Source organism: Pseudomonas kribbensis (genome assembly GCF_003352185.1).
GTDB lineage: Bacteria > Pseudomonadota > Gammaproteobacteria > Pseudomonadales > Pseudomonadaceae > Aquipseudomonas > Aquipseudomonas kribbensis.
In genome coordinates, this window is sequence record NZ_CP029608.1 from 5,257,676 (window position 1) to 5,281,946 (window position 24,271).

At 61.3% G+C, this 24,271-nt stretch carries 28 protein-coding genes; 18 read left to right on the forward strand and 10 right to left on the reverse strand.

Annotated elements, in window-relative coordinates; all coding sequences use genetic code 11:
* The first annotated feature begins 151 nt into the window (after positions 1–151).
* Positions 152–2,293, forward strand: a complete 2,142-nt coding sequence (locus DLD99_RS29750) for a methyl-accepting chemotaxis protein (RefSeq protein WP_114885459.1) — start codon at positions 152–154, stop codon at positions 2,291–2,293.
* Positions 2,294–2,297: 4 nt separating this feature from the next.
* On the opposite strand, the gene DLD99_RS23950 is transcribed toward DLD99_RS29750, so the two are convergent.
* Genes DLD99_RS23950 through DLD99_RS23960 form a run of 3 tightly spaced genes read right to left on the reverse strand, consistent with a single transcriptional unit; the run spans position 2,298 to position 3,410 of the window.
* On the reverse strand, positions 2,298–2,921 hold the full coding sequence (locus tag DLD99_RS23950) for an SOS response-associated peptidase (RefSeq protein WP_114885461.1): 624 nt from the start codon (positions 2,919–2,921) through the stop codon (positions 2,298–2,300).
* A gap of 36 nt (positions 2,922–2,957) precedes the next feature.
* Positions 2,958–3,218: a putative signal transducing protein gene (locus DLD99_RS23955; protein WP_114885463.1), complete on the reverse strand. Its 261-nt coding sequence runs from the start codon at positions 3,216–3,218 to the stop codon at positions 2,958–2,960.
* A gap of 9 nt (positions 3,219–3,227) precedes the next feature.
* Positions 3,228–3,410: a CPXCG motif-containing cysteine-rich protein gene (locus DLD99_RS23960; protein ID WP_114885465.1), complete on the reverse strand. Its 183-nt coding sequence runs from the start codon at positions 3,408–3,410 to the stop codon at positions 3,228–3,230.
* 142 nt (positions 3,411–3,552) lie between these two features.
* On the opposite strand from DLD99_RS23960, the gene DLD99_RS23965 reads away from it, so the two are divergent.
* The gene (locus DLD99_RS23965; RefSeq protein WP_178083434.1) at positions 3,553–4,716 is read left to right on the forward strand and encodes a 1-acyl-sn-glycerol-3-phosphate acyltransferase; all 1,164 of its coding nucleotides are present in this window, start codon (positions 3,553–3,555) and stop codon (positions 4,714–4,716) included.
* A 49-nt stretch (positions 4,717–4,765) separates the two neighbouring features.
* Here the strand turns inward: DLD99_RS23965 and DLD99_RS23970 are convergent, their stop codons facing one another.
* Positions 4,766–5,038: a hypothetical protein gene (locus DLD99_RS23970; RefSeq protein WP_114885469.1), complete on the reverse strand. Its 273-nt coding sequence runs from the start codon at positions 5,036–5,038 to the stop codon at positions 4,766–4,768.
* A 193-nt stretch (positions 5,039–5,231) separates the two neighbouring features.
* Here DLD99_RS23970 and DLD99_RS23975 point away from each other — a divergent pair, with 193 nt between their 5' ends.
* On the forward strand, positions 5,232–5,438 hold the full coding sequence (locus tag DLD99_RS23975; RefSeq protein WP_039766399.1) for a hypothetical protein: 207 nt from the start codon (positions 5,232–5,234) through the stop codon (positions 5,436–5,438).
* Positions 5,439–5,495: 57 nt separating this feature from the next.
* Here DLD99_RS23975 and DLD99_RS23980 read toward each other — a convergent pair whose 3' ends face one another.
* Entirely contained in the window at positions 5,496–6,080 is a 585-nt protein-coding gene (locus DLD99_RS23980) for a YajG family lipoprotein (protein ID WP_114885471.1), read from the reverse strand.
* Between the two features lie 190 nt (positions 6,081–6,270).
* Between DLD99_RS23980 and DLD99_RS23985 the strand changes: the two genes are divergently transcribed.
* Positions 6,271–6,504: a hypothetical protein gene (locus DLD99_RS23985; protein WP_039766297.1), complete on the forward strand. Its 234-nt coding sequence runs from the start codon at positions 6,271–6,273 to the stop codon at positions 6,502–6,504.
* A gap of 700 nt (positions 6,505–7,204) precedes the next feature.
* Positions 7,205–8,713, forward strand: coding sequence for a malate dehydrogenase (quinone) (mqo, locus tag DLD99_RS23990; RefSeq protein ID WP_114885473.1), 1,509 nt, complete (start codon positions 7,205–7,207; stop codon positions 8,711–8,713).
* Positions 8,714–8,787: 74 nt separating this feature from the next.
* On the opposite strand, the gene DLD99_RS23995 is transcribed toward mqo, so the two are convergent.
* The 3 genes from DLD99_RS23995 to DLD99_RS24005 all read right to left on the reverse strand — a co-directional run bounded on the left by DLD99_RS23995 (position 8,788) and on the right by DLD99_RS24005 (position 10,262).
* Positions 8,788–9,075 (reverse strand): PA4642 family protein, encoded by a 288-nt coding sequence (locus DLD99_RS23995; RefSeq protein WP_114885475.1) that lies wholly within the window; start codon positions 9,073–9,075, stop codon positions 8,788–8,790.
* A gap of 63 nt (positions 9,076–9,138) precedes the next feature.
* The gene (locus DLD99_RS24000) at positions 9,139–9,618 is read right to left on the reverse strand and encodes a hypothetical protein (RefSeq protein WP_085709313.1); all 480 of its coding nucleotides are present in this window, start codon (positions 9,616–9,618) and stop codon (positions 9,139–9,141) included.
* Between the two features lie 86 nt (positions 9,619–9,704).
* Positions 9,705–10,262: a hypoxanthine-guanine phosphoribosyltransferase gene (locus DLD99_RS24005; RefSeq protein ID WP_085709312.1), complete on the reverse strand. Its 558-nt coding sequence runs from the start codon at positions 10,260–10,262 to the stop codon at positions 9,705–9,707.
* A gap of 165 nt (positions 10,263–10,427) precedes the next feature.
* Between DLD99_RS24005 and upp the strand changes: the two genes are divergently transcribed.
* Positions 10,428–11,066: a uracil phosphoribosyltransferase gene (gene upp, locus DLD99_RS24010; protein WP_011335903.1), complete on the forward strand. Its 639-nt coding sequence runs from the start codon at positions 10,428–10,430 to the stop codon at positions 11,064–11,066.
* Between the two features lie 2 nt (positions 11,067–11,068).
* The gene (locus tag DLD99_RS24015; RefSeq protein WP_085709311.1) at positions 11,069–12,343 is read left to right on the forward strand and encodes a uracil-xanthine permease family protein; all 1,275 of its coding nucleotides are present in this window, start codon (positions 11,069–11,071) and stop codon (positions 12,341–12,343) included.
* Between the two features lie 97 nt (positions 12,344–12,440).
* Here the strand turns inward: DLD99_RS24015 and hemH are convergent, their stop codons facing one another.
* Both hemH and DLD99_RS24025 read right to left on the reverse strand, forming a co-directional pair.
* The gene (gene hemH, locus DLD99_RS24020) at positions 12,441–13,463 is read right to left on the reverse strand and encodes a ferrochelatase (protein WP_114885477.1); all 1,023 of its coding nucleotides are present in this window, start codon (positions 13,461–13,463) and stop codon (positions 12,441–12,443) included.
* A 13-nt stretch (positions 13,464–13,476) separates the two neighbouring features.
* Entirely contained in the window at positions 13,477–14,379 is a 903-nt protein-coding gene (locus tag DLD99_RS24025) for a TIGR01777 family oxidoreductase (RefSeq protein WP_114885479.1), read from the reverse strand.
* A 197-nt stretch (positions 14,380–14,576) separates the two neighbouring features.
* Here DLD99_RS24025 and DLD99_RS24030 point away from each other — a divergent pair, with 197 nt between their 5' ends.
* From DLD99_RS24030 to DLD99_RS24080, 11 genes are all read left to right on the forward strand, one after another.
* On the forward strand, positions 14,577–15,563 hold the full coding sequence (locus DLD99_RS24030) for an NAD(P)/FAD-dependent oxidoreductase (protein WP_114885481.1): 987 nt from the start codon (positions 14,577–14,579) through the stop codon (positions 15,561–15,563).
* Positions 15,560–15,775: a TIGR02450 family Trp-rich protein gene (locus tag DLD99_RS24035; protein ID WP_114885482.1), complete on the forward strand. Its 216-nt coding sequence runs from the start codon at positions 15,560–15,562 to the stop codon at positions 15,773–15,775. Before DLD99_RS24030 ends, DLD99_RS24035 begins: the two co-directional genes overlap by 4 nt.
* Before the next feature lie 111 nt (positions 15,776–15,886).
* Positions 15,887–16,840 (forward strand): YbgA family protein, encoded by a 954-nt coding sequence (locus tag DLD99_RS24040; RefSeq protein WP_114885484.1) that lies wholly within the window; start codon positions 15,887–15,889, stop codon positions 16,838–16,840.
* Complete coding sequence (locus DLD99_RS24045; RefSeq protein ID WP_114885486.1) at positions 16,840–17,781, forward strand: MerR family transcriptional regulator; 942 nt, start codon at positions 16,840–16,842, stop codon at positions 17,779–17,781. Before DLD99_RS24040 ends, DLD99_RS24045 begins: the two co-directional genes overlap by 1 nt.
* A gap of 20 nt (positions 17,782–17,801) precedes the next feature.
* A complete protein-coding gene (gene phrB / locus DLD99_RS24050; RefSeq protein ID WP_114886790.1) occupies positions 17,802–19,247 on the forward strand; it encodes a deoxyribodipyrimidine photo-lyase in 1,446 nt (481 codons plus the stop codon).
* Positions 19,240–19,662 (forward strand): nuclear transport factor 2 family protein, encoded by a 423-nt coding sequence (locus tag DLD99_RS24055; protein ID WP_114885487.1) that lies wholly within the window; start codon positions 19,240–19,242, stop codon positions 19,660–19,662. Before phrB ends, DLD99_RS24055 begins: the two co-directional genes overlap by 8 nt.
* On the forward strand, positions 19,659–20,441 hold the full coding sequence (locus DLD99_RS24060) for an SDR family NAD(P)-dependent oxidoreductase (protein ID WP_114885489.1): 783 nt from the start codon (positions 19,659–19,661) through the stop codon (positions 20,439–20,441). Before DLD99_RS24055 ends, DLD99_RS24060 begins: the two co-directional genes overlap by 4 nt.
* Positions 20,438–21,685 carry an NAD(P)/FAD-dependent oxidoreductase gene (locus tag DLD99_RS24065; RefSeq protein WP_114885491.1) on the forward strand — a complete coding sequence of 416 codons (1,248 nt, stop codon included), beginning with the start codon at positions 20,438–20,440 and terminating at the stop codon, positions 21,683–21,685. The genes DLD99_RS24060 and DLD99_RS24065 overlap by 4 nt, the downstream gene beginning before the upstream one ends.
* Positions 21,682–22,497 carry a DUF1365 domain-containing protein gene (locus tag DLD99_RS24070; protein WP_114885493.1) on the forward strand — a complete coding sequence of 272 codons (816 nt, stop codon included), beginning with the start codon at positions 21,682–21,684 and terminating at the stop codon, positions 22,495–22,497. Before DLD99_RS24065 ends, DLD99_RS24070 begins: the two co-directional genes overlap by 4 nt.
* Positions 22,484–23,758, forward strand: a complete 1,275-nt coding sequence (locus DLD99_RS24075; RefSeq protein ID WP_085709299.1) for an SAM-dependent methyltransferase — start codon at positions 22,484–22,486, stop codon at positions 23,756–23,758. Before DLD99_RS24070 ends, DLD99_RS24075 begins: the two co-directional genes overlap by 14 nt.
* Complete coding sequence (locus DLD99_RS24080) at positions 23,751–24,242, forward strand: DUF2878 domain-containing protein (protein WP_114885495.1); 492 nt, start codon at positions 23,751–23,753, stop codon at positions 24,240–24,242. The genes DLD99_RS24075 and DLD99_RS24080 overlap by 8 nt, the downstream gene beginning before the upstream one ends.
* The last annotated feature ends 29 nt before the right edge of the window (positions 24,243–24,271 follow it).

Sequence of the window (24,271 nt, forward strand, 5' to 3'; positions counted from 1 at the left end):
AAAAATTCATATCCGCCGACAAGCCCTGCGCATCTGCGTCGCGCACTGCTCCATTTGCGACATCCGCCTTCAATTGCGCGCACTTCGCCTCATGGCGCAATAGTGGCTGCCGATACAGCAGCGCAGATGTCCTCTTGCGTGCGGAGCTTCCATGAAATTCAAGTCGATCCAGTTTTCCGTGGCGGCCCTGGCCGGCGCCATCGTTCTCAGCGTGGTGGCTGCGCTGGTGCTGTATGCGCTGTTTTCCGGCGCCCGCACCCAAGAGATGGTTCAACAACGAACCCAGGAGCAGTTCGAACAAGTCATCGAACAGCGCCTGACCTCGCTGGCGCAGACCCAGGTCAGCCAGATCCAGCGCGAGCTCGAAGCGCCACTACTGATTGCCGGCGGACTGGTACGGGTCAACGCCCTGCTCGGCACCCCGGGCGCCGATGGCCAGCCACGACTGACCGTCAGCCGCGAGCAACTGATCAGCCTGATCAAGGAAAACGTCGAGAAGAACCCGAAGATTCTCGGCACCTACATCGGCTGGGAAAAGAACGCACTGGACCACAACGACGCGGCCTACGTCGGCACCAGCGTGGTCGGCATAGACGCCGCCAACGGACGCTTCCTGCCGTGGTGGTTCCGCAATGATGACGGCACCCTGGGCCTGGACAAACTGGTGGATGTCGACGACCAGAAAGTCCTGTCCACCGGCGTGCGCGCCAGCGAGTACTACCTGTGTTCGAAGGAAACCAAAAAATCCTGCGTGATCGATCCGGCGCCCTACAAGGTCGGCGACAAGATCGTCATGCTCGCCTCTTTCATTGAACCGATCATGCTCAACGGCGCCTTCCAGGGCATCGTCGGCGCCGACCTGTCGGTGAACTTCATCCAGGAAATGCTTTTGGGCGCGAACCAGAAACTCTACGGCGGCGCCGGGCAAATGGCCCTGATCGGCGGCAACGGCCGGATCGTCGCTTACACCAAGGACCCGAGCAAGTTCGGCGAGAAAGTCAGCGACATTCTCGACGCCCAGCAGATTGCCAACATGGCCAATCTCAAGCGCGGCGAAGTGACCTACACCGTCAATAAGGAGTCGGGCCGGATCGAGTTGTACCTGCCATTCGGCATCGGCCAGACCGACGCTCGCTGGACCCTGATGCTGCAACTGCCACTGAACGCGGTGATGGCCGATCTGCAAAAGCTGCAAGGCGACCTCGACGCCCAGCGCAAATCCGACACTTTCGGCATGGCCATGGTCGGCCTGATCATTGCCGGCCTCGGCCTGCTGGTGATCTGGCTGGTGGGCCACGGTATCGCCCGACCGCTGAAGCAAATGGTCACCATGCTCGATGACATCGCCCAGGGCGAAGGCGACCTGACCCGTCGCTTGAGCAGTGACCGCAAAGACGAACTCGGTTCAATCGCCAAAGGCTTCAATACCTTCCTCGCCAAATTGCAGGCAATGATCACGCAGGTGGTGTCGTCGGTGCAGAGTGTCAGCGATTCCTCGGAGCACACGGCAGACATCGCGATCCGCACCAATATCGGCATTCAGAAGCAGATGGCCGAGATCGATCAGGTCGCCACTGCCGTGCAGGAAATGACCGCCACCGCCCAGGACGTGGCGCGCAACGCGACCCAGGCCGCACAAGCCGCCAGCCATGCCGATCAGGCTGCCAGTCAGGGCATGCAGATCGTGCGCGACACCTCCAACTCGATCGGTGTGCTGGCCGTGGAAATTGGCAAGGCCGTGGACGTGGTGCAGACACTGGCCAAGGACAGCGAAAACATCACTGCCATCCTGATTGCCATTCGCGGGATCGCCGAGCAGACCAACCTGCTGGCCCTCAACGCCGCCATCGAAGCGGCCCGTGCCGGTGAGCAAGGCCGTGGATTTGCCGTGGTGGCCGACGAGGTGCGCAATCTGGCGCAAAAGACCCAGAAGGCCACCGAAGAAATCCAGAGCATGATCCAGCAACTGCAACAGGGCACCCGCGATGTGGTGCGGGTCATGGAGGACAGCCAGAACCGCACCGACGAAAGCGTGCAGCACGCGGCCAAGGCAGCCGAAGCGTTGGAGACCATTACCCAGGCAGTGTCGGTGATCAACGACATGAACACCCAGATCGCCAGCGCCGCCGAGGAACAGAGCGCAGTGGCCGACGACATCAACCGCAACGTGATCAACATCGGTCAGGTGGCGAACGAAGTGGCGGGTGGTGCGGATGAGTCGAGTTCGGCGAGTGCCGATTTGACCAAGCTGGCGGAGCAGCAGCGGCGGTTGATCAATCAGTTCAAGGTCTGACCGATCACGCCGGAGTCAAACACTCCGGCCCGTTGAGTTTCGGATCATTGACCAGGTTCGCCAGCACCCGCTCGCGCAACGCGGTGGGCTCGCTGGCGAGCAGACCTTGCAGAACGTGCAGCGGCGTCTCGGGATCGAGCCACGCCGCCTGCCCCGCCTCGTCGAGAATCAACGGACGGCGCTGACTGGCCGCCGGTTGGGTGATCACCGCCGTGCTCAGCCAGACCTGCTCCTGCACCGGATACGCCTCCCAGATCGCCGCAAAAAACAACGAAGCCCCTTCACCCGGCGTCAGCCAGTAAGGCTGCTTGCGCACATTGCCGCGCCATTCGTAGAAACCGTTGGCCGGCAGCAGGCAACGACGCAGGCGCAGGGCTTCGCGAAACATCGGTTGTTCGGCCACGGTTTCGGCCCTGGCGTGGGCCGGGGTACGCGACAGATCGGTCAGCCACGGCGGCGTCAGGCCCCAGCGGGCGCGGGCCAGGGTGCGCTGGCCGTCAGGCTCGGCACGCAGCATCAACACCGAATCGTTGGGGGAAATGTTCCACTGCGCCTGCTGATCGGCGGGAAAACCTGGCAGCGCCGCGAAGTCGCGGTTCCAGCGAAACAGGGCATAACGTCCACACATGGGGCAGCACGACTCAAGAATAAAACGAACGCCAGCCTAACAGACCAGCGTACCGGGAAAGCTCTCCGGTTCATCGCCGGGCAGCGGCAGCGCGGCATTGTACGCGCTGATCAGTTCGCGGGCGTACTCGGCCTGATCGTTATCGACCGACAGTCCCAGCAGGCCGAAGATCGGCAGCTCGCCGGTGCCGCCGAGCAGATCGCGCCCCACCAGATGCGCCTCGATGCCTTCGCTGGCGAGCATGCCCTTGAGCATTTCGCCCTCCATCAGGTTTTCCGGTTCGTAGATTCGCTGCATGGGCGCACCTCACTCGTTTTCGCTGTAAACATCGAGCATCCATTCCCGGCCGTCGGTTTGCAGTTTGAATCTGATCGGCTTGCAACAGACCGGGCAGTCTTCTATGTACTCCTGATCGCCTCCGGACAAATCCAGTACTGCTTCGCATCTTTCCCCACAATATGGACATTGATAATGCTCGCTTTCCAGCATCGCGGTCTCCCGGGTGACTTGTGCGTATAATCGCCGGTCTATTTGCAGGGCTAATTTTGTCTGGCTACTTTTTCAGACCGTGCCCCGTTGGTTTTCGATCAAAACCTTTACTTACCCTAGCCGTTTCCAACAAGAGAGCATGATGGGCGAATTCGATGCCATCCGACCTTACGACGACAGCGAAGTACCTGCGGTACTGGCAAGACTGCTCGGCGACAAGGCGTTTCTAGATATCCTCACCCACTTCCGCTTCCCGCGTTTCGCCGGTGCCTTCGGCTGGATGCTCAAACCACTTATAGCCCATCGGCTGCGTCGTGAGTTCGCCGACGTGACCTCCGTGGCGACGTTGCAGGACAAGGTCGAGTTCTACGTCGACCACACCATCGAGCGCGCCACCGACGGCGTGACCTACACCGGTGTCGAGCAATTCAAGTCCGGCAGTGCCTATCTGTTCATCGCCAACCACCGCGACATCGTGATGGACCCGGCCTTCGTCAATTACGCCGTGTACCACGCCGGCCTGCCGACGCCGCGCATCGCGATTGGCGACAACCTGCTGCAAAAGCCTTTCGTCAGCGACCTGATGCGTCTGAACAAGAGCTTCATCGTGCACCGCTCGATCACCGGGCGCCGCGAGAAAATGGCCGCGTACCAGTTACTGTCGGCCTACATCAACCACTCGATCCGCAACGATTGCGCCTCGATCTGGATCGCCCAGGCCGAAGGCCGGGCCAAGGACGGCGACGACCGTACCGAGTCGGCGATCCTCAAGATGTTCCACATGAGCCGCAAGGACGAGCCGTTCGGCGAGGTCATCCAGTCGCTGAACCTGACCCCGGTATCGATCAGCTACGAATACGACCCGTGCGACCAGGCCAAGGCCCGCGAGCTGTACATTCGCGCCACCACCGGCACCTACAGCAAGGCGCCGGGCGAGGACGACGTGAGCATCGCCAAGGGCATCACCGGCTACAAGGGCCGGGTGCACGTGAACTTCGCCGCGCCGATCACCGAACTGTTCGAAGACACCAAGCAACTGGCGGTCGAGATGGACAAGCAGATTCTCGGCGGCTACCGGTTGTTCCCGGTGCATTACCTGGCGTACGCGCAGTGGGCGGATGCCGATCCGCAGTTGAACGTGCCGAAGGCTGCCGACGTGTTCGGTGCCGAAGAACTGGCCAAGGCCCAGGAAGAATGGCAAAGCCGTCTGGACGCCTGCCCTGAGGAGCATCGTCCGTATCTGGTGCTGCAATATGCGACGCCGGTACGCAATCAGTACCGGGTCAAGGCCGGCTTGCCGCTGTAAGCGGTGTCGAGCGGATACAAGAACGGCGCCTTCGGGCGCCGTTTTTCGTTCAGTAGCGGGTGCTGATCCAGGAAATCAGCAACGCCAGCCCCAGACAGGCAAAACCGAAACGATAGAAAAACCGGTTCATGCGCAGGGTTGCCCAGTCCAGCACCGGCTCCTGATCCGGCTGGCTCTGGCGCTGGGCCGCGATACTGGCCATCGCCCGTTGCTCACGCCGACGGGTCGCGTGCAGCAGCCAACTGCCCGGGAAGGCCAACAGCAGGGCCAGCAGGTTGATCAGTTTGGCGGGATGGGCGGTAAACAGCGTCATCAAGTGCATCACAGACCTCAATCTAAAGCGGAATGGCGAACGCCAGACCGACGACCGCGGCGCGGATTCTACCGAAACCCTCCCCCACTGCCCTACCCTTTGCGACAAATTACCCATCAATCGACCGATGGCTGTCCTGTGTCACGGCATCGTCATTTGTTTCAGCCACCCTGCGCGCCTCGAAACGTAAACGGAATGCGACATGCTTCACGCTGAAAACCAGGATCGCCTGTACCTCATCTCCCCGTCCGACGAACAACAGACCCTCGTCGGCAGCCTGGCCTTCAATGTTCAGGACCGTCACTGGCTGGTGTATTGCGCCCTCGGCGGGCACCAGCATGCGGATTTGCCCGAGACCGATCTGCTGACCGGCGTCAGCGTCCTCGACTTCTACTCGCAAGCCGCCTGAATGAAAAAAGCCCGGGGCCATCGTTGGCCCCGGGCTTTTTCACATCTGACGCATGCCTTATTCGGCGAGGATCTGGCCTATGCTCGGATCCTTGAACACACGGGTCAGCGCGTCGCTCAGCACGTCGCTGACCAGTTTGGTGTTGGTTTCCTGGTTCGGTGCCATGCCGAAACGCTGGTCCAGCGAAGCACCGTAACGGCCGCTGTAGCGACGGTTGCCGCTCTGCACGTCGGAGCGGAAGGTCGCGCCGATGGTGGCTTCGGTCACGTACATGCCTTCTTTCGGCGACTGGTATTTCAGTTCAGTCAGGGTCACGGTCAGTTGTGGAGCATTCATCGCACCGTTGGACGGGGTGAAGCCCAGCAGACGCACGGCCGCTTCGGCCTGGGCCTGCAACTTCGGCACGATCTGCTCGCGCTGGACGGTGATGGCGCTGGTTTCCGGGTACAGGCCACCGCGGGTGCCCAGGGTTGGCGACGGACGACCGTCGACCACGCGAACCACGACAGGCTGGCCGTGGCCGACCGGTGCCAGCTGAGTGGTCAGCTTCGGTTCCGGGCTCAGTTGTTGCGGGCTGTGGGCGCAGCCAACCAGGGTCAAACTGGTCACAGTGATCAAACCGAACAACAGGCGTTGCAACATGCTCTTCTCTCCAGAATCAGGCACAGACAGGCCCGCAGTATAGCGGTGGGCCACTGCGGGTCACCAGCACTGAAATCTCAGACAAACCCCGCTGCACGCGGTTCCTGTCACAGATTGTTCACCCCCCATACATGTTCGGTTCACGGTCTTTTGACAATCTTCGTCACAGATCTCCAGAAGGAACCACACCATGCGCTATCTGATCTCGTTGTTCGCTCCACGCCCGCTGCACCGCAGCTTCGCCCTGCTCGACCGCAACGGCCATTGCCAGGCTTTCAAGCAGTGCAGCCTGCAGCCAATGGGTGACGGCTGGGTCGAAATCGAGGAAATCCGCCTCAACTGGCTGCACCAGCCGTTGCCGGCCAGTGCCCGGGTCGAACAGCAGCGCCCTCGCGCACGTGCCCAGGCGATGTTGAGCATCTGACCGGATGCCTAATAAAAGTCATTAAACTCGACCAACTCCCCGCATTTCTTCGATACAATCTCCCCCCGATTATAAGGACGTCTCCTGATCGGGCCCCGCAACAGCGTCAATGCGCTTGCATTGGCATCCAAATCGCCCACAGAGAGCCGCCCACACAGATCGAGTGAAGCTGGCGTGCTTGCTGTTTCCCTGGCAAATCCCCGCTTTTCGCGAATCTGCAGAGCTGTCATGACGCTCGGTCACTGAGTTGTTTGCCCCTCCGGGCACGGTGCCAGCCGGGACAGCCCTTTTTGAGGTTCACGTCTTCAAAAGAGCGTGAAAAAAACGGGTTTTCACAACTTCACAAGAGTGTGGCGAGCAAATGAATAGTTTTGCGTCTGAACATGCACCATTAGCGTCTGAAACAGCCCAACGACACAGGAACGGGTACGCCTCGAATACCGGAGCCTGAAGCCTGTCCGCTACGGATTTGGTTGCACAAACGGATGTCTCGACCATAAGTCGAATTGCCAGCCACGTGCTGAAATGAGTTCATGTGACTCTTGAAGCCAGGCCGCACGCATCCGTCGAAGTTGCGAAAAATTGCGAAGATTCGGACATGGCAAACCTGGCCATGGGTACCTGGGGCGTAACTGACCTGCCCCGGACACCTGGCAGCCATGCCGACAATTTGGTGCTGCAGATTTTGGAGACGCGTTAAATGGCGCATAACGAAGCAGTCGACGTAGTTCTGGTTGGGGCCGGCATCATGAGTGCCACCCTTGCAGTGCTGCTCAAGGAACTCGACCCGGCGATCAAGCTGGAAGTCGTCGAACTGATGGATTCCGGTGCCGCGGAAAGTTCCAACCCGTGGAACAACGCCGGTACCGGCCACGCCGGCCTCTGCGAGCTGAACTACACACCGCAGAATGCCGACGGCACCGTCGACATCAAGAAAGCCGTACACATCAACACCCAGTTTGAAGTGTCGAAGCAGTTCTGGTCGTACCTGACCAAGAAAGGCACGTTCGGCTCGTGCAAGTCCTTCATCAGCCCGGTGCCGCACCTGAGCTACGTCGAAGGTGAAAAAGGCGTTTCGTTCCTCAAGGAGCGCTTCAACACGCTGCACAAGCATCACGCCTTCGCCGACATGGAATACACCGAAGACAAGGCGAAGATGGCCGAGTGGATGCCATTGATGATGCCGGGCCGTCCGAAAGACCAGGTGCTCGCCGCCACCCGCGTGATGAACGGTACCGACGTCAACTTCGGCGCGCTGACCAATCAGTTGCTCAAGCACCTGACCAGCGCTCCGGATGCCCAGGTCAAATACTGCAAGCGCGTGACTGGCCTCAAGCGTAACGCCAACGGCTGGACCGTCAGCATCAAGGACGTCAACAGCGGCAGCAGCCGCGAAGTCGACGCCAAGTTCGTATTCCTCGGCGCCGGTGGCGCGGCCCTGCCGCTGCTGCAAGCCTCGGGCATCGAAGAAAGCAAAGGCTTCGGCGGCTTCCCGATCAGCGGCCAGTGGCTGCGTTGCGACAACCCTGAAGTGGTCAAGCATCACCAGGCCAAGGTCTACAGCCAGGCTGCGGTGGGTTCGCCACCGATGTCCGTGCCGCACCTGGACACCCGCGTGGTCGATGGCAAGAAGTCCCTGCTGTTCGGGCCATACGCCGGTTTCACCACCAAGTTCCTCAAGCACGGCTCCTTCATGGACCTGCCGCTGTCGGTTCGCGCCGGCAACATCGGCCCGATGCTGGCCGTGGCCAAGAACAACATGGACCTGACCAAGTACCTGGTCAGCGAAGTGATGCAGTCGATGGAACAGCGCCTGGAATCCCTGCGTCGTTTCTACCCGGAGGCGAAAGCCGAAGACTGGCGCCTGGAAGTGGCCGGTCAACGGGTGCAGATCATCAAGAAAGACCCGAAAAAAGGCGGCATCCTGCAGTTCGGTACCGAACTCGTCGCTGCGAAGGACGGCTCCCTCGCCGCCCTGCTCGGCGCTTCGCCAGGCGCTTCGGTGACCGTTTCGATCATGCTGGAACTGATCGAGAAGTGCTTCCCGGCCAAGGCCAAGGGTGAGTGGGCTGCCAAACTGGCGGAAATCTTCCCGGCCCGTGAAAAGGTCCTGGAAACCGACGCTGCGCTGTATCGCAAGATCAACGCGCACAACAACGTCGCGCTGGAACTGGTTGAAGCCAGCAACGAGACCGAAAGCTACGCCTGATTCGGCTCCATGAAAAACGCCCCGTACTCAGTGAGTGCGGGGCGTTTTTTTATGCCTGTGGAAAACTTCGGCTATCAGCCGCGCGCTTTCTCGATCAGCTCGATGTATTCCGGGGCGTTGCGTTGATCGCGGATCTGATCGACGAAGGTCTGGCCATGCTCGTCCTTGCCATCCACGTCATAACCGGCTGCAACGAAGAACGTCAGGAAACGCTCAAAATCGTCGATGCGCAGGCCACGGTACGCCTTGACCAGTTTGTGCAGCGACGGCGAAGTGGCGTCGACCGGCTCAAAATCGAGGAACAGCTTGATCTGCTCATCGCCGATCTCGTCACCAATCACTTGCTTCTTATCTTTACGCATTGCCGACTCCAGCTCGCAGACATTTCACGGGGCGGGCAGTTTACCCCCGCCCGGGCACGAGGCTCAACGCGCACGCGTGCTGCCGGTGTGCAGATCGGCCCAGATGTGGCCGTTGGCGTAGCTGAGGAATTGCACATACACGGTGTCATTGCGCAACAGATCGATGATCACCCGGTATTGGGCCAGCGGATAAAACAGGGTCAGGGTCTTGCGCTGGTCGTCGTATACCGGTTTTTTCAGGCTTTTGCTTTCGCCATCGAAGCTGACCAGCACCTGATTGATCGTCGCGCCCTTGTTCAGGGATTTGCCCTTGAGGCGGATCATCAATGGCGACGTGACCGGAATCGGCTGCTGATTGGACTGACGCTGGGCGCCGACCACCACCGAATAGTCGGTGACCTGCAACAGTTGTTGCTGCTCGGGTTCGGCATCGCGCAGGGTGAGGTCGTCGGGCGGCAGGAACTGGCTGTGCATCGGCGCGGCGGCCAGGGGCAGGCTGAGGGTCAGCAACAGGGCGGCGCAGCTGCGGATCAAGAGGCTCATGACAGGCTCCGGAGGGCGGGGCCGAGCACTTTAGCAGCCTTTAAAAGCAAAAGATCGCAGCCGGGGCTGCGATCTTACAGGGGTTCTTACATGCCTTTGACGGCGAAGATCCCGTTGGCGTTGCGCCAGTAGCCTTTGTAGTCCATGCCGTAACCGAAGATGTAACGGTCAACGCATGGCAGGCCGACGAAATCGGCTTTCAGGTCAGGACGGGCCTTGCGGTCGTGGTCCTTGTCGATCAGCACCGCGGTGTGCACGGCACGGGCACCGGCGTGTTTGCAGAAGTCGATGATCGCGCCCAGGGTGTGACCTTCGTCGAGGATGTCGTCGATGATCAGCACGTCGCGGTCGATGAACGAGACTTCCGGCTTGGCTTTCCAGAACAGGTCGCCGCCGCTGGTTTCGTTGCGATAGCGGGTGGCGTGCAGGTAGGACGCTTCCAGCGGGAACTGCAGATGGGTCAGCAGTTTGCCGGAGAAAATCAGCCCGCCGTTCATCACACAGAACACCACCGGGTTGCTCTCGGCCAGTTGTTCGTTGATTTGTGCACCGACGCGGGCAATGGCAGCCTCGACTTCAGCTTCGGTGTACAGGCAGTCAGCCTCTCGCATGATTTGACGGATATGCTCGAGATCAGCGGACATGGCGCTCTCCAAGGGGGGTCTGTTTCGGAAAAGCGGGCAAAGGTACGCATCCCGCACGGCCGAATCAAGCATTTGTGGACTAACGTACTGTATGTCCTATAGGACATCACCCTCGGATAGATTAATCTAGGCCGGTTTTTTTGCCCGCCGCCGGAGCCTTTCCCCATGTCCATCCAAGAGATCCGCCATCCGCTGATCCGTCACAAACTTGGCCTTATGCGCCGTGCAGACATCAGCACCAAGAATTTCCGCGAGCTCGCTCAGGAAGTCGGTGCCCTGTTGACCTATGAAGCTACCAAAGACCTGCCGCTGGAAACCTACGATATCGAAGGTTGGTGCGGCACGGTGTCGGTGGAGAAAATCGCCGGCAAGAAGATTACCGTCGTGCCGATCCTGCGTGCCGGCATCGGCATGCTCGAAGGCGTGCTGAGCCTGATCCCGGGCGCGAAAGTCAGCGCCGTCGGCGTTGCCCGTAACGAAGAAACCCTGCAGGCCCACACCTATCTGGAAAAACTGGTTCCGGAAATCGACGAACGCCTGGCCATGATCATCGACCCGATGCTCGCCACCGGCAGCTCCATGGTCGCGACCATCGACCTGCTGAAGAAGGCCGGCTGCAAGGACATCCGCGCGATGGTTCTGGTTGCCGCGCCGGAAGGCATTGCCGCTGTCGAGCAGGCTCACCCGGACGTGATCATCTACACCGCGTCCATCGATCAGAAACTCAACGAGCACGGTTACATCATTCCTGGGCTTGGCGATGCCGGTGACAAGATCTTCGGCACCAAGCAGAAGGACGCTTGACCATGCAGGATGAGTTCAACGATCCGCTCTGGCGCACGGTGCTGTCCGGCGCGCAGATGCTGTTCGTGGCTTTCGGCGCCCTGGTGCTGATGCCGCTGATCACGGGCCTTGACCCGAACGTGGCACTGTTCACCGCAGGTCTGGGCACGATTCTGTTCCAGATCGTCACCGGGCGTCAGGTGCCGGTGTTCCTCGCGTCGAGCTTTGCCTTCATCACCCCGATCATTCTCGCCAAAGGCCAGTTCGGCCTCGCCGCGACCATGGGCGGCGTGATGGCGGCCGGTTTCGTCTACACCTTCCTCGGCCTGGCCGTGAAGATCAAAGGCACCGGGTTCATCGACCGTCTGCTGCCACCGGTGGTGATTGGCCCGGTGATCATCTCCATTGGCCTGGCCATGGCGCCGATTGCCGCGAACATGGCGATGGGCAAGGCCGGTGACGGCTCGGAGCTGATCCACTATCAGACCGCGATGATGATCTCGATGCCGGCGCTGCTGACCACGTTGATCGTGGCGGTGTTCGGCAAAGGCATCTTCCGTCTGGTGCCGATCATCTCCGGCGTGCTGGTGGGTTTCGCCATGTCGTTCTATTTCGGTGTCGTCGACACCGCGAAGATTGCGGCGGCCCCGTGGTTTGCACTGCCTCACTTCACCGCGCCGGAGTTCAACTGGCAGGCGATCCTGTTCATCGTCCCGGTGGCGCTGGCCCCGGCCATCGAACACATCGGCGGTGTGATTGCGGTCGGCAGCGTGACCGGTCGCGACTACCTGAAGAAGCCGGGCCTGCATCGCACGCTGCTGGGTGACGGTATCGCTACCACGGCGGCCGGCCTGTTCGGCGGTCCGCCCAACACCACCTACGCCGAAGTCACTGGCGCGGTGATGCTGACCAAGAACTACAACCCGAAAATCATGACCTGGGCGGCGATCTTCGCCATCGCCCTGGCGTTCATCGGCAAGTTCGGCGCCCTGCTGCAAAGCATTCCGGTGCCGGTGATGGGCGGGATTCTGTGCCTGTTGTTCGGTTCGATCGCAGCGGTGGGGATGAACACCCTGATCCGCCACAAGATCGATCTGGGCGAGGCGCGCAATCTGGTGATCGTTTCGGTGACCCTGGTGTTCGGGATCGGCGGTGTGCTGGTCGGCACCGGCACCGGTCCGGACGATTTCGGCCTCAAAGGCATCGCGCTGTGCGCGGTGGTGGCGATTGCGCTGAACCTGATCCTGCCGGGCAACGACAGCTGGAAACACAAGAAGGCGGATGAGCCGCTGATCTAAGCTGTAGCTTCATCGCCTGAAAGACCGCTATCGCCAGCAGGCTGGCTCCCACATTGGAATGCATTTTCCTGTGGGAGCCAGCCTGCTGGCGATGCTTTCAGAGGGCCAACGGCGCCCGCTCACACAAAGCCGCCAATGCCTTGGCCCATTGCGGGTCATCGTTCAGGCACGGCACCAGCACCAGCTCCTCCCCTCCCGCTTCGCGGAACTGTTCCTTGCCGCGATCGCCGATCTCTTCCAGGGTCTCGATGCAATCGGCGACAAACGCCGGGCACATCACCAGAATCTTCTTCACGCCGCTCTTGGCCAGCTCATCCAGCCGCGCTTCGGTGTACGGCTCGATCCATTTCGCCTTGCCCAGCCGCGACTGGAACGACACCGACCATTTGCCGTCCGGGATGCCCATGCGCTTGGCGAACTCGGCTGCCGTGCGCAGGCACTGGCCGCGATAGCAGGTCGCAACCACTTCCGGCGGCGCACCGGCGCAGCAATCGCCGTGACCATCGAAGCGATGGCCCGGATTGAGCTTGGTCAGATGCCGTTCCGGCAAACCGTGGAAGCTCAGCAACAGGTGATCGTAATCCTGTTGCAAGTGCGGTCGGGCGCTCGCCACGAGGGCATCGAGATATTCCGGCTGATCGTAGAATGGCTGCAACACCGACAGTTGTACGTCGAGTTTTTTCTCGCGAACTATCCGCTTGGCCTCTTCGATCACGGTGGTCGTGGTGCTGTCGGCGAACTGTGGATAAAGCGGTGCGAGCGTAATGCGCTTATGCCCTGCTGCCACCAGTTTGAGCAGCGCCGATTCGATCGACGGCTGCCCGTAACGCATGGCCAGTTCCACCGGGCCGTGGGTCCACTGTGACGTCATCTGCTGCTGCAGGCGACGGCTGAGCACCACCAGTGGCGAACCTTCATCCCACCAGATCGAGGCGTAGGCATGAGCCGACTGCTCGGGACGCTTGATCAGGATCAGCGACACCAGCAGACGCCGCACCGGCCACGGCAGGTCGATCACGTACGGGTCCATCAGAAATTGATTGAGGTAGCTGCGCACGTCGGCCACCGAAGTGGAAGCCGGCGAACCCAGGTTGACCAGAAGCAAGGCGTGATCGGTCATGCAACGTCCTATTTCAGAGGCGGCCGGAGAGATCGTCCAGGGCCGCGCGTAAATCCGTGAAGCGGAAACTGAATCCGGCTTCCAGCAAGCGTGCCGGCGTGGCCCGTTGGCCACCCAGCAACAGCAATGACATCTCGCCGAGCCCGACCTTCAAGGCGAGGGCCGGCATCGGCATGAACGCCGGGCGATGCAGCACGCTGCCCAGCGTCTTGGCGAATTCGCGATTGCGCACAGGTTTCGGCGCGCACGCATTATAAGGACCACTCGCCTGATCGCGGTGCAGAAGAAAATCAATCAGGGCGATTTGATCGTCGATATGAATCCAAGGCATCCACTGCCGGCCATTGCCCAAAGGCCCGCCCAGCCCGAGTTTGAACGGCAGCAACAGGCGCGACAAAAAACCGCCCTCGGCCGACAGCACCAGCCCGGTCCGCACCAGTACTACGCGGATGTCCATCGCTTCGGCGCGTTGCGCGGTTTCCTCCCAGGCAATGCACAGCTGGCTGGCGAAATCGTCGACCACCGGTGGCGACTCTTCGGTCAACTCACGCTCGCCGCCGTCTCCGTACCAGCCCACGGCCGAGCCTGAAATCAGCAGTGACGGTTTCTGCCCGCGATGTTCCAGCCACGCCAGCAACGTCTCGGTGAGCGTGATCCGGCTGCTCCACAACAACGCCTTGCGCCGATGGGTCCACGGCCGATCGGCAATCGGCGCGCCTGCAAGGTTGACGATCACATCGACCGGTTCATCGCCAAGGTCTTCCAGACGCGCGATGCCACGCACTTGAGCGCCGCAGATTTTCGCGACCTTTTCCGCACGACGGCTCCACACGGTCAACCGGTGGCCCTGACCCGACCAGTGCCGGCAGAGCTGACGTCCGATCAATCCAGTACCGCCGGTCAGCAATATGTGCATGACATCTTCCTCGCGTGGCGTTTTACTTCGATCACTAGTCTATTTTTATAAGCAGGGATCTTTTCTATCGGACAGGCTCTATTGTTTAACAATAGGCCAAGCTGTCAGAACGAAAACGCTGGAAGTTATACCAGAAAACAAAATTGTACAGGTTTCATCCACGGCGTAGTCTGTACAGAAAGGTAAACGAGGCCCCTATGACTGTACCTATCGCAATCATTGGCACCGGCATCGCCGGACTCTCCGCCGCCCAGGCCCTGACCGAGGCCGGGCACACCGTCCAGTTGTTCGATAAAAGCCGCGGCAGCGGCGGACGCATGTCGAGCAAGCGCAGTGACGCCGGCTCGCTGGACATGGGTGCGCAATATTTCACAGCCCGCGACCGACGCTTCGTCACCGAAGTCCAGCGCTGGCAAAGTCAGGGCTGGGTCGCCGAGTGGGCGCCGCAGCTGTACACCTTTCATGGCGGACAACTGAACCTGTCGCCGGACGAGCAGACCCGCTGGGTCGGCTCGCCGCGCATGAGCGCCATCACCCGTGGTTTGCTCGACGGCCTGGAAGTGCATTTCGCCTGCAGGATCACCGAGGTCTATCGCGGCGAAGAACATTGGCACCTGCAAGACGCGGAAGGTTTCACTCACGGCCCGTTCAGCCACGTCGTGATCGCCACGCCGGCGCCTCAGGCCACCGCATTGCTGGCCGCCGCGCCGAAACTGGCCGGTGCCGCCGCCGGAGTGAAGATGGACCCGACCTGGGCCGTCGCCCTCGCCTTCGACACGCCGCTGGATACACCGATCGAAGGCTGCTTCGTACAGGACAGTCCTCTCGACTGGCTGGCCCGCAACCGCAGTAAACCTGGGCGCGACAACACCCTCGACACCTGGGTTCTGCACGCCACCAGCGCCTGGAGCCGACAGCACATCGACCTCTCCAAGGAAGCCGTGATCGAGCACCTGCACGGTGCCTTTGCCGAGTTACTGCACAGCGCCATGCCCGCACCGACCTTCAGCCTCGCCCACCGCTGGCTCTACGCCCGCCCGGCCACCAGCCATGAGTGGGGCACACTGGCGGACGCAGACCTGGGTCTGTATGCGTGCGGCGACTGGTGCCTGTCGGGCCGGGTCGAAGGCGCGTGGCTCAGTGGCCAGGAAGCTGCACGCCGCCTGCACGAACACCTGCAGTGAACCGCATCAATCCGCAAAAACTGCTGCTGTCGAAATGGACAGCAGCCCTGCCGCAAAACCGTGAAAAGCATTTTCTGGTGACAGACCTGCTCCGCGACGAGAACGGCACGGTGCTGGAGATCGAAATGCAGGCAGTGCTGACCAGGCGCACCACGCAATTGGACTGGCATGTATTGCAAGACGATGCGCACTGGAAAATGGGTTGGCGCTGACCTTCGCTAAAATCTTGTACAAATAATTTGACTTGTACACCTTTGAATCTATGCTGGAGGAATGTTGTACAGAATAAATATTCTGTACAAATTCAGATTCGAGGTGCCGTCATGTCCGAACCGTCCCCACCCAAGATCGCCATCAGCGCCTGCCTGATGGGAGCCGAAGTGCGCTACAACGGCGGACACAAGGCATCACGGCTGTGCACCCACACACTCACTGAATATTTCGAATTTGTCCCGGTGTGTCCGGAAGTCGCGATTGGCCTGGGCATTCCCCGCGAGCCGATCCGGCTGGTGGGCGACCCGGACCATCCCCAGGCCCTCGGAACGGTTCATCGCGAGACCGACGTCACCGATGCGCTGTCCGCCTATGGCGAGAAAATGGCCACCGAACTCGACGGCATCTGCGGCTATATCTTCATGCAGCAATCGCCATCCTGTGGACTGGAACGGGTCAAGGTCTATCACGCCAACGGCGCACCGATTGGTAGCGGGCGCGGGATCTATGCCCAGGCCTTCTGCGCCCGGCACCCCGACCTGCCGGTGGAAGAAGCCGGGCGCCTGAATGATCCGGTCCTGCGGGAAAATTTCATCACCCGGGTATTCGCCTACAGCGATTGGCAGCACGTGCTCCGGCAAGGCCTGAGCCGCCGCGCCCTCACCGACTTCCACTCGCGCTACAAATACCTGCTGATGGCCCACAACCCGGTGCAATACAAGGCGCTGGGCAGTCTGCTGGGCAACATGGGGCAGACCGAACCCGTGGAGCTCGGCCCGCGCTACTTCAGCCAGTTGATGGCGGCGCTGACCACCTGCGCCACACGTCGCACCCACAGCAACGTGTTGCAGCACATCAGCGGTTACCTGAAACGGGCCATCAGCGCCGAAGACAAACAGGAGATGCAGCACGTCATCGGCCAGTACCGCCACGGCATCGTGCCGCTGGTGGTGCCGCTGACGCTGCTCAAGCATCACTTTCGCCAACACCCCGATCCGTACATCGCGCAACAGGTTTACCTGCAACCGCACCCGGAAAACCTCAGCCTGCGAAACGCCATTTGATGAACGACTCACCCGACACCAGCGCCCGCGAAGACCTCGGCGCCGACTTCAAAAAAGCCCTCGACGAAGGCTGGCTGCCGATTCGCGAGGTCGCGCGCCAGACCGGCGTCAATGCGATCACCCTGCGCGCCTGGGAGCGCCGTTACGGGCTGATCGTGCCGCAACGCACGCCCAAGGGGCATCGGCTGTATTCGGCCGAGCATGTACAGCGTATCCAGCACATCCTCACCTGGCTCAACCGTGGCGTGGCGGTCAGTCAGGTCAAACCGCTGCTCGACACACCGCAAACCGTCAACGAGCCCCTGGAAAACGAATGGCAGCCCTTGCACCAGGCCGCGCTGCTGGCGGTCACGCAATTGAACGAGCGCAGCCTCGACGACAGCGTCAACCAGGCAATGGCGCTGTACCCGCCGAGAACCCTGTGTGAGCAATTGCTGATGCCGTTGCTGGCGGACCTCGAACAGCGCTGGCAAGGCCAGTTCGGTGCGCAGATGGAACGGGTGTTCTTTCACGCCTGGCTGCGTAGCAAATTCGGCGCACGCATCTACCATAACAACCGTCAGTTGCGCACGGCGCCGCTGCTGCTGATCAACCAATCGGATTTACTGCTGGAGCCGCACCTGTGGCTCTGCGCCTGGCTGATCAGCAGCGCCGACTGTCCGGTCCAAGTGTTCGACTGGCCGTTACCTGCCGGGGAGCTGGCGTTGGCAGTCGATCATCTGCAAGCCCGTGGCGTACTGCTGTATTCCAGCAAGGCCATGAACCTGGCGCAGTTGCCGAAACTGTTGAATGGCATCAGTTGCCCGAAAATGATTGCCGGACCAACGGTGTGCATCCACCACGCCGAGTTGTCCGTAAGAACCTCCGAGATCGCTGATCTGTACCTGGCCGAAGATCCCTTGTCGGCACATCGGGCACTCCTTCAGCGTAGGTTGATTTAATGATTCGTGCAGAGAACAACATGCAATTGATCTGGCTGCGCAGCGACCTGCGCCAACATGACAACACCGCCCTGACGGCCGCCGCCGAGCGTGGCCCGACCGTGGCCGTGTACCTGTTGAGCCCCGAACAATGGCAGGAACATGACGACGCACCGTGCAAGGTCGATTTCTGGCTGCGCAACCTGCGGAAATTGAGCAAAACCCTTGGCGAACTGAACATCCCGCTGTTGATCCGCAGCGCCCCGCACTGGGATCAGGCCCCGGCGGTACTGCTTGAGCTTTGCCGGGATTTGCAGGTCGAGGCTGTTCACGTCAACGAGGAATACGGCGTCCATGAAAGCCGCCGCGATGCGGCCGTTGCCCGGGCATTGCAGGCCGAAGGCATCGCCTTTCACAGCTATCTCGATCAGTTGTTGTTCAAGCCCGGCAGCGTGCTGACCAAGACCGGCACCTACTTTCAGGTGTTCAGTCAGTTCCGCAAGGTCTGCTATGAGCGTCTGCATCGTTCGATGCCCTCCTTGATAAAAGCGCCGTCCGCACAGGCCCCACTGAACATCGCCAGCGATCCGGTACCCGATTCCATCAAAGGATTCCCGACACCCGGCCAAGCGTTGCGCAACCTGTGGCCCGCCGGCGAAACCGAGGCCCAACGACGCCTCGACACCTTCGCCGACGTACAGATCGATTACTACAAAAGCGAGCGCGACTTCCCGGCCAAGCCCGGCACCAGCCAGCTCTCGGCCTATCTCGCGGCCGGTGTGATCTCGCCGCGCCAGTGCCTGCATGCCGCGCTGCAAAGCAATCAGGGCGAATTCGAAAGCGGCAAGGTCGGCGCGGTTACCTGGATCAACGAACTGTTGTGGCGCGAGTTCTACAAACACATTCTGGTCGGCTACCCACGGGTCTCCCGGCATCGTGCGTTCCGCCCGGAAACCGAAGCCCTGGCCTGGCGCGATGCGCCCCAGGAGCTGGCGGCCTGGCAGGAGGCACGCACCGGCCTGCCGATCATCGACGCGGCCATGCGCCAATTGCTCGAAACCGGCTGGATGCACAATCGCCTGCGCATGGTCGTAGCGATGTTTCTGACCAAGAACCTGCTGATCGACTGGCGCGAAGGCGAGCGTTTTTTCATGCGCCACCTGATCGACGGCGATCTGGCGGCCAACAACGGCGGCTGGCAGTGGAGCGCGTCGACCGGCACCGATGCGGCGCCGTATTTCCGAATCTTCAATCCGATCAGCCAGTCGGAAAAATTCGACAGCGAAGGCCTGTTCATCAAGCATTGGCTGCCTGAGCTGGCCGGGCTGAACAAGAAAGAAGTGCACAACCCTGCAAGCGCTGGCGGACTGTTCGGCGTGGCGGACTATCCGCCGCCGATCGTCAACCTGAGCACCTCGCGGGAGCGGGCACTGACCGCGTTCAAGAACCTGCCCTCCCGTGCGTCTGTCGGAGAAGGCCATGAGTGAATTCCTGCGCCGTTTCGCCCGCCAGTTCGCCCAGTTGAACAGGGACAACCTGCACAGCCTGGACGCGCTCTACAGCGAGGACATTCATTTCACCGATCCGCTGCACGAGGTGCAGGGGCTGGGGCAATTGCGCGACTACTTCAGCGAGCTGTACGCCAACGTCAGTGAACTGAGGTTCGACTTCCACGGCTTCGACCAGATCGGCGACTGCGAAGGTTACCTGCGCTGGGTCATGAGCTACCGCCACCCGCGTCTGGCGGGCGGGCGGCTGATTCGCGTCACGGGCTGTTCGCACCTGCTCTGGCGCGACAAGGTTTATCGCCACCGGGATTACTTCGATGCCGGGGCTCTGCTTTACGAACATTTACCCATATTGGGCCGGGTAATCGCCTGGCTGAAAAGGAGACTGGGATGAGCCGTTCAACGCCACGCCGTTATTGGCTGACCGGTGCCAGCAGTGGCATCGGTGCAGCACTGGCGGAAGAGATTCTGAAAAGCGGTGCGCACCTGGCAGTCAGTTCCCGCCAGGTCGCACCGCTCAAAGAACTGTCGCAACGCTACCCGGGCCAGGTACTGGTCGTGGCCGGGGACCTCACCAACAGCCAGACGGTGCGGGAAATCGGTGAGCAGATCGTGCTGGACTGGGGGTCACTGGACAGCGTGATCCTCAACGCCGGCACCTGCGAATACGTGGATGCAAAACAGTTCGACGCTACGATCGTCGAGCATGTGGTACGCACCAACCTGCTCGCCAGCAGTTATTGCATCGAAGCCGCCCTGCCTCTGCTGCGTAAAGGAACCGCGCCGCATCTGGTGGGCATGGCCAGCTCCGTCACCTACGTGCCACTTCCCCGGGCCGAAGCCTACGGTGCGTCGAAAGCCGGACTGCGTTATCTGTTCGAGTCATTGCGCATCGATCTGGCGGACGAAGGCATTGAAGTCACCATCATCAGTCCGGGCTTTGTCGAAACGCCTCTGACGGCCAAAAACGACTTCCCGATGCCATTGAGCTGGCCTGCGGAAAAAGCCGCGAGCCACATTTTCGGAAAGCTCAAGGACCGGCCGCTGGAGATTGCCTTTCCGGCACTGTTCATGGCGGCGCTCTGGCCGTTGTCGAAAATGCCCGCACAAGTACAACTGGCGATCGGCAAGCGCATGGTGCGCAGCACACCACCCTTGCGGGATCCGACGTGAACATCGCCGTTGTCGGCAGCGGGATCGCAGGGCTGACCTGCGCCTACCTGCTCGGTCGCCGACATGACGTCACGGTGTTCGAGGCCGGCGATTGGGTCGGCGGCCATACACACACCGTACAAGTCACGGTGGATGGTCGCGAATATGCCGTGGACACCGGGTTCATCGTGTTCAACGACTGGACCTACCCGAACTTCATTCGCCTGCTCGGCCAATTGGGTGTGAGCAGCAAGGACACCGAGATGAGCTTTTCGGTGACCGATCCGGACACTGGTCTGGAATACAACGGCAACAACCTCGACAGCCTCTTCGCTCAGCGCAGCAATCTGTTTTCGCCGGGGTTCTGGGGCATGCTGCGCGACATCCTGCGTTTCAACAAGGAAGCCCGGCGCGACCTCGCCGAACAGCGGATCGCCAGCGACACCACACTGGACGACTACCTCAAGGCCGGCGGCTACGGCGAGCGTTTCATCCTGCATTACATCGTGCCGATGGGCGCGGCGATCTGGTCGATGCCGATGGCCGAGATGCTGAATTTTCCGCTGCAGTTCTTTGTGCGGTTTTTCGAGAACCACGGTTTGTTGTCGGTCAGCAATCGCCCGCAATGGCGAGTGATCGAGGGTGGCTCCAGTGCCTACCTCGCACCGCTGACCGCGTCATTCAAAGAGCGGATCCGCGTGAACTGCCCGGTAAACCGGATCGAACGCAACGAACACGGCGTGGTTATCCACAGCCCCGTCGGCATCGAACATTTCGACAAAGTCGTGCTGGCCTGCCACAGCGATCAGGCATTGCGCCTGCTCGCCAATCCGAGCCGTGCCGAACGGGAGATCCTCGGTGCCCTGCCCTACGCCGACAACGAAGTGGTGCTGCACACCGACACCCGTCTGTTGCCGATGCGCAAACGGGCCTGGGCCAGCTGGAACTATCGTCTCGGTGGGGCGGGCCACACCCAGGCGGCCGTGACTTACGACATGAATATCCTGCAGGGCATCCAGAGCGACACCACGTTCTGTGTCAGCCTCAACCAGAGTGCCGGCATCAGCCCGTCCAAAGTGCTTGCGCGATTCACCTACGCCCATCCGCAATTCAGCCTCGCAGCGGTGGCGGCCCAACAGCGCTGGGCCGAACTCGACGGCGCGCAGCACACCCATTATTGCGGCGCCTACTGGGCCAACGGTTTTCATGAAGACGGCGTGGTCAGCGCTTTACGCGTCGCCGCCGCGTTCGGAGAAAGCCTGTGAACAGCGCACTCTACAGTGGCTGGATCGCCCATCGGCGCTTCGCCCCGCGGCGGCATGAGTTCCGCTACCGGATCGGACTTCTGTATCTCGACCTGGCCGAACAGGACGCGGTGCTGAACCTCTCGCCACTGTCCGGCACGAGCCGCTTTGCACCGTTCTCGTTTCGCGAGATCGACTATCTCAAGACCTTTACCGGTCGCGGTGTGCGGCTGATCGATGCGGTGCGCCTGCAGGTCGGCGAGGCCCTCGGTCACGAGCCGCAGGGCTCGATCTGCCTGCTGACCCAGCCCCGCAGTTGGGGCCTGGCGTTCAACCCGGTGAGTTTCTTTTATTGCCACGAAGCCGACGGGCAACTGGCGGCGATTCTCTGCGAAGTCAGCAACACGCCGTGGCGCGAGCGCTATCACTATGTGCTGCCGGCGCGGGCGCCGACCAGCGTGCGCGACTTCCACCAGCACTTCGCCGTTGCCAAGGCGTTTCACGTGTCACCGTTCCTGCCGCCGGACCTGGAATACCGCATGAGCTTCAGCCCCGCCGCACAAACCCTGGGCGTGCACATGGCCGACTGGCAGGGCGAACGAAAACTGTTCGACGCCACGCTCAACCTGAAACGCGAACCTCTTGATCGACGCAACTTGCACCGGCATCTGTGGCGCTTTCCGTGGATGACCGCGAAAACCGCCCTCGCGATCTATTGGCAGGCCCTGCGCTTGCTGCTCAAGCGTACCCCGCTGTTTCCCCATCGGACGGCTGACGACAGCTTTCGAACCGCCACTGCGTCTCCCGAGGAGCACCGCCATGAAATCCTCTAGCGTTTCGGCCAGAGCCGCCATCCCGTTCAGTACGCACGGCATCACCGGTTCGCTGCTGCGTCGCGGTGTCCTGCGTCAGCTCGCACAGCTCAAGCATGGGCAACTGGTGGTGATCGAGGACGGCGAACGCCAGGTCTTCGGCACACCGGGCAGTGCGCTGCTGGGCGAGATTCATGTCCTTGATGCAGCGGCCTGGGGCATGGTCGCGGGCAACGGCTCGATTGGCGCCGGGGAAGCGTTCATTCACGGCTACTGGAGTTCACCGGACCTGACCGCCGTGGTGCGCGTCTTCGTCAGCAACCTCGAAGTGCTCGACGGCATGGAGGGTGGACTGGCGAAAATCGGCCGGCCGCTGGTGCGCGGTCTGCACTGGCTCAACCGCAACACACGCAAGGGCTCGCAGAAAAACATCGCCGCCCACTATGACCTCGGCAACGACCTGTTCGAGCAGTTTCTCGACCCGACCATGATGTATTCGGCGGCGCAGTTCCTCAGCCCGGACGACAGTCTGGAACAGGCACAATTGAACAAACTGGAGCGGATCTGCCAGAAGCTCGCACTGGAGCCCGGCGACCACCTGCTGGAGATCGGCACCGGCTGGGGCAGCATGGCGCTGTATGCCGCGCAGCACTATGGCTGCAAAGTCACCACGACCACCCTGTCCAAAGAGCAATACGCGTTCACCGCCCGGCGCATCGAAAGCCTCGGCCTGCAGGACCGGGTGACGCTGCTGCTCAAGGACTACCGCGACCTCACCGGCCAGTACGACAAACTGGTGTCGATCGAGATGATCGAGGCGGTCGGTCATCGCTTCCTGCCGACCTACTTCAAGCAATGCGCGCACCTGCTCAAGAGCAACGGCCTGATGCTGCTGCAAGCGATCACCATCCGGGACCAGCGCTACGAGCAGGCAAAACGCGGCGTGGACTTCATCCAGCGTTATATCTTCCCCGGCGGCGCCCTGCCCTGCGTGCAGAAGATGCTCGAAATCGTCAGCCGTGACACCGACATGAACCTGTTGCACATGGAAGACTTCGGCCTGCACTACGCCCGGACCCTGCGCCTGTGGCACGAGAATTTTCGCCACGCCCACGGCCGCCTGAGCGAATTGGGCTACGACGATTATTTCCTGCGGCTGTGGGAGTTTTACCTGTGTTACTGCGAGGGCGGCTTCCTCGAACGCACCATCGGCACCGCGCAATTGCTGCTGGCCAAACCGGCGGCGATGCCGGCGCCACTGCTCGGACGCTTCGATGCTTGAGCGGATCGCCAACGCTGCTCTGTTCCAGATCGGCTGGCTGGCCTGCGTGCTCGGCGGCAACAGCCTGTGGTTACTGGTGGCGCTGGCGGTATTGGTGATTCATCTGCGCTGGATCAGCAGTTGGGCGGCGGAGGGGCGGCTGATTCTCGGCGTGGTGATTCTGGGCACCGCCGTGGACAGTGGCCTGCGCGGTCTTGGGGTCTTTGAATTCAAGGACCTGTCGCCGCTGATTCCGCTGTGGCTGATGCTGTTGTGGGCACTGCTGGCCACGACATTGCGCCATTGCCTGCAATGGAGCGCCCGACCATGGTGGCTGGCGAGTGTGCTCGGGGCCGTCGGTGGCGCGTTGTCGTATTGCGCCGGTGGACGACTGGCCGGGGTGCAGTTTCCCTACGGCGAGTTACCGACTTTGATCGGCATCGGCCTGTTGTGGGCGTTGCTGTTTCCGTTGTTGCACCTGTTGTCGCGGCGGCTGGTGCAGTAATCGTCCGTCAGGGCTTTCACACGCGTGCG

Excerpts from the sequence above, each read along its gene's own strand:
- upp (WP_011335903.1), top strand. The coding sequence starts at position 10,428 with ATGTCCATCCAAGAGATCCGCCATCCGCTGATCCGTCACAAACTTGGC.
- DLD99_RS29750 (WP_114885459.1), top strand. The coding sequence starts at position 152 with ATGAAATTCAAGTCGATCCAGTTTTCCGTGGCGGCCCTGGCCGGCGCC.
- phrB (WP_114886790.1), top strand. The coding sequence starts at position 17,802 with ATGCAATTGATCTGGCTGCGCAGCGACCTGCGCCAACATGACAACACC.
- DLD99_RS24055 (WP_114885487.1), top strand. The coding sequence starts at position 19,240 with ATGAGTGAATTCCTGCGCCGTTTCGCCCGCCAGTTCGCCCAGTTGAAC.
- DLD99_RS23995 (WP_114885475.1), bottom strand. The coding sequence starts at position 9,075 with ATGCGTAAAGATAAGAAGCAAGTGATTGGTGACGAGATCGGCGATGAG.
- DLD99_RS23950 (WP_114885461.1), bottom strand. The coding sequence starts at position 2,921 with ATGTGTGGACGTTATGCCCTGTTTCGCTGGAACCGCGACTTCGCGGCG.
- DLD99_RS23960 (WP_114885465.1), bottom strand. The coding sequence starts at position 3,410 with ATGCTGGAAAGCGAGCATTATCAATGTCCATATTGTGGGGAAAGATGC.
- DLD99_RS24025 (WP_114885479.1), bottom strand. The coding sequence starts at position 14,379 with ATGCACATATTGCTGACCGGCGGTACTGGATTGATCGGACGTCAGCTC.
- DLD99_RS23975 (WP_039766399.1), top strand. The coding sequence starts at position 5,232 with ATGCTTCACGCTGAAAACCAGGATCGCCTGTACCTCATCTCCCCGTCC.
- DLD99_RS24015 (WP_085709311.1), top strand. The coding sequence starts at position 11,069 with ATGCAGGATGAGTTCAACGATCCGCTCTGGCGCACGGTGCTGTCCGGC.
- mqo (WP_114885473.1), top strand. The coding sequence starts at position 7,205 with ATGGCGCATAACGAAGCAGTCGACGTAGTTCTGGTTGGGGCCGGCATC.
- DLD99_RS23980 (WP_114885471.1), bottom strand. The coding sequence starts at position 6,080 with ATGTTGCAACGCCTGTTGTTCGGTTTGATCACTGTGACCAGTTTGACC.
- DLD99_RS23985 (WP_039766297.1), top strand. The coding sequence starts at position 6,271 with ATGCGCTATCTGATCTCGTTGTTCGCTCCACGCCCGCTGCACCGCAGC.
- DLD99_RS24060 (WP_114885489.1), top strand. The coding sequence starts at position 19,659 with ATGAGCCGTTCAACGCCACGCCGTTATTGGCTGACCGGTGCCAGCAGT.
- hemH (WP_114885477.1), bottom strand. The coding sequence starts at position 13,463 with ATGACCGATCACGCCTTGCTTCTGGTCAACCTGGGTTCGCCGGCTTCC.
- DLD99_RS24040 (WP_114885484.1), top strand. The coding sequence starts at position 15,887 with ATGTCCGAACCGTCCCCACCCAAGATCGCCATCAGCGCCTGCCTGATG.
- DLD99_RS24080 (WP_114885495.1), top strand. The coding sequence starts at position 23,751 with ATGCTTGAGCGGATCGCCAACGCTGCTCTGTTCCAGATCGGCTGGCTG.
- DLD99_RS24000 (WP_085709313.1), bottom strand. The coding sequence starts at position 9,618 with ATGAGCCTCTTGATCCGCAGCTGCGCCGCCCTGTTGCTGACCCTCAGC.
- DLD99_RS23965 (WP_178083434.1), top strand. The coding sequence starts at position 3,553 with ATGGGCGAATTCGATGCCATCCGACCTTACGACGACAGCGAAGTACCT.
- DLD99_RS24075 (WP_085709299.1), top strand. The coding sequence starts at position 22,484 with ATGAAATCCTCTAGCGTTTCGGCCAGAGCCGCCATCCCGTTCAGTACG.
- DLD99_RS24005 (WP_085709312.1), bottom strand. The coding sequence starts at position 10,262 with ATGTCCGCTGATCTCGAGCATATCCGTCAAATCATGCGAGAGGCTGAC.
- DLD99_RS24030 (WP_114885481.1), top strand. The coding sequence starts at position 14,577 with ATGACTGTACCTATCGCAATCATTGGCACCGGCATCGCCGGACTCTCC.
- DLD99_RS23970 (WP_114885469.1), bottom strand. The coding sequence starts at position 5,038 with ATGCACTTGATGACGCTGTTTACCGCCCATCCCGCCAAACTGATCAAC.
- DLD99_RS23955 (WP_114885463.1), bottom strand. The coding sequence starts at position 3,218 with ATGCAGCGAATCTACGAACCGGAAAACCTGATGGAGGGCGAAATGCTC.
- DLD99_RS24045 (WP_114885486.1), top strand. The coding sequence starts at position 16,840 with ATGAACGACTCACCCGACACCAGCGCCCGCGAAGACCTCGGCGCCGAC.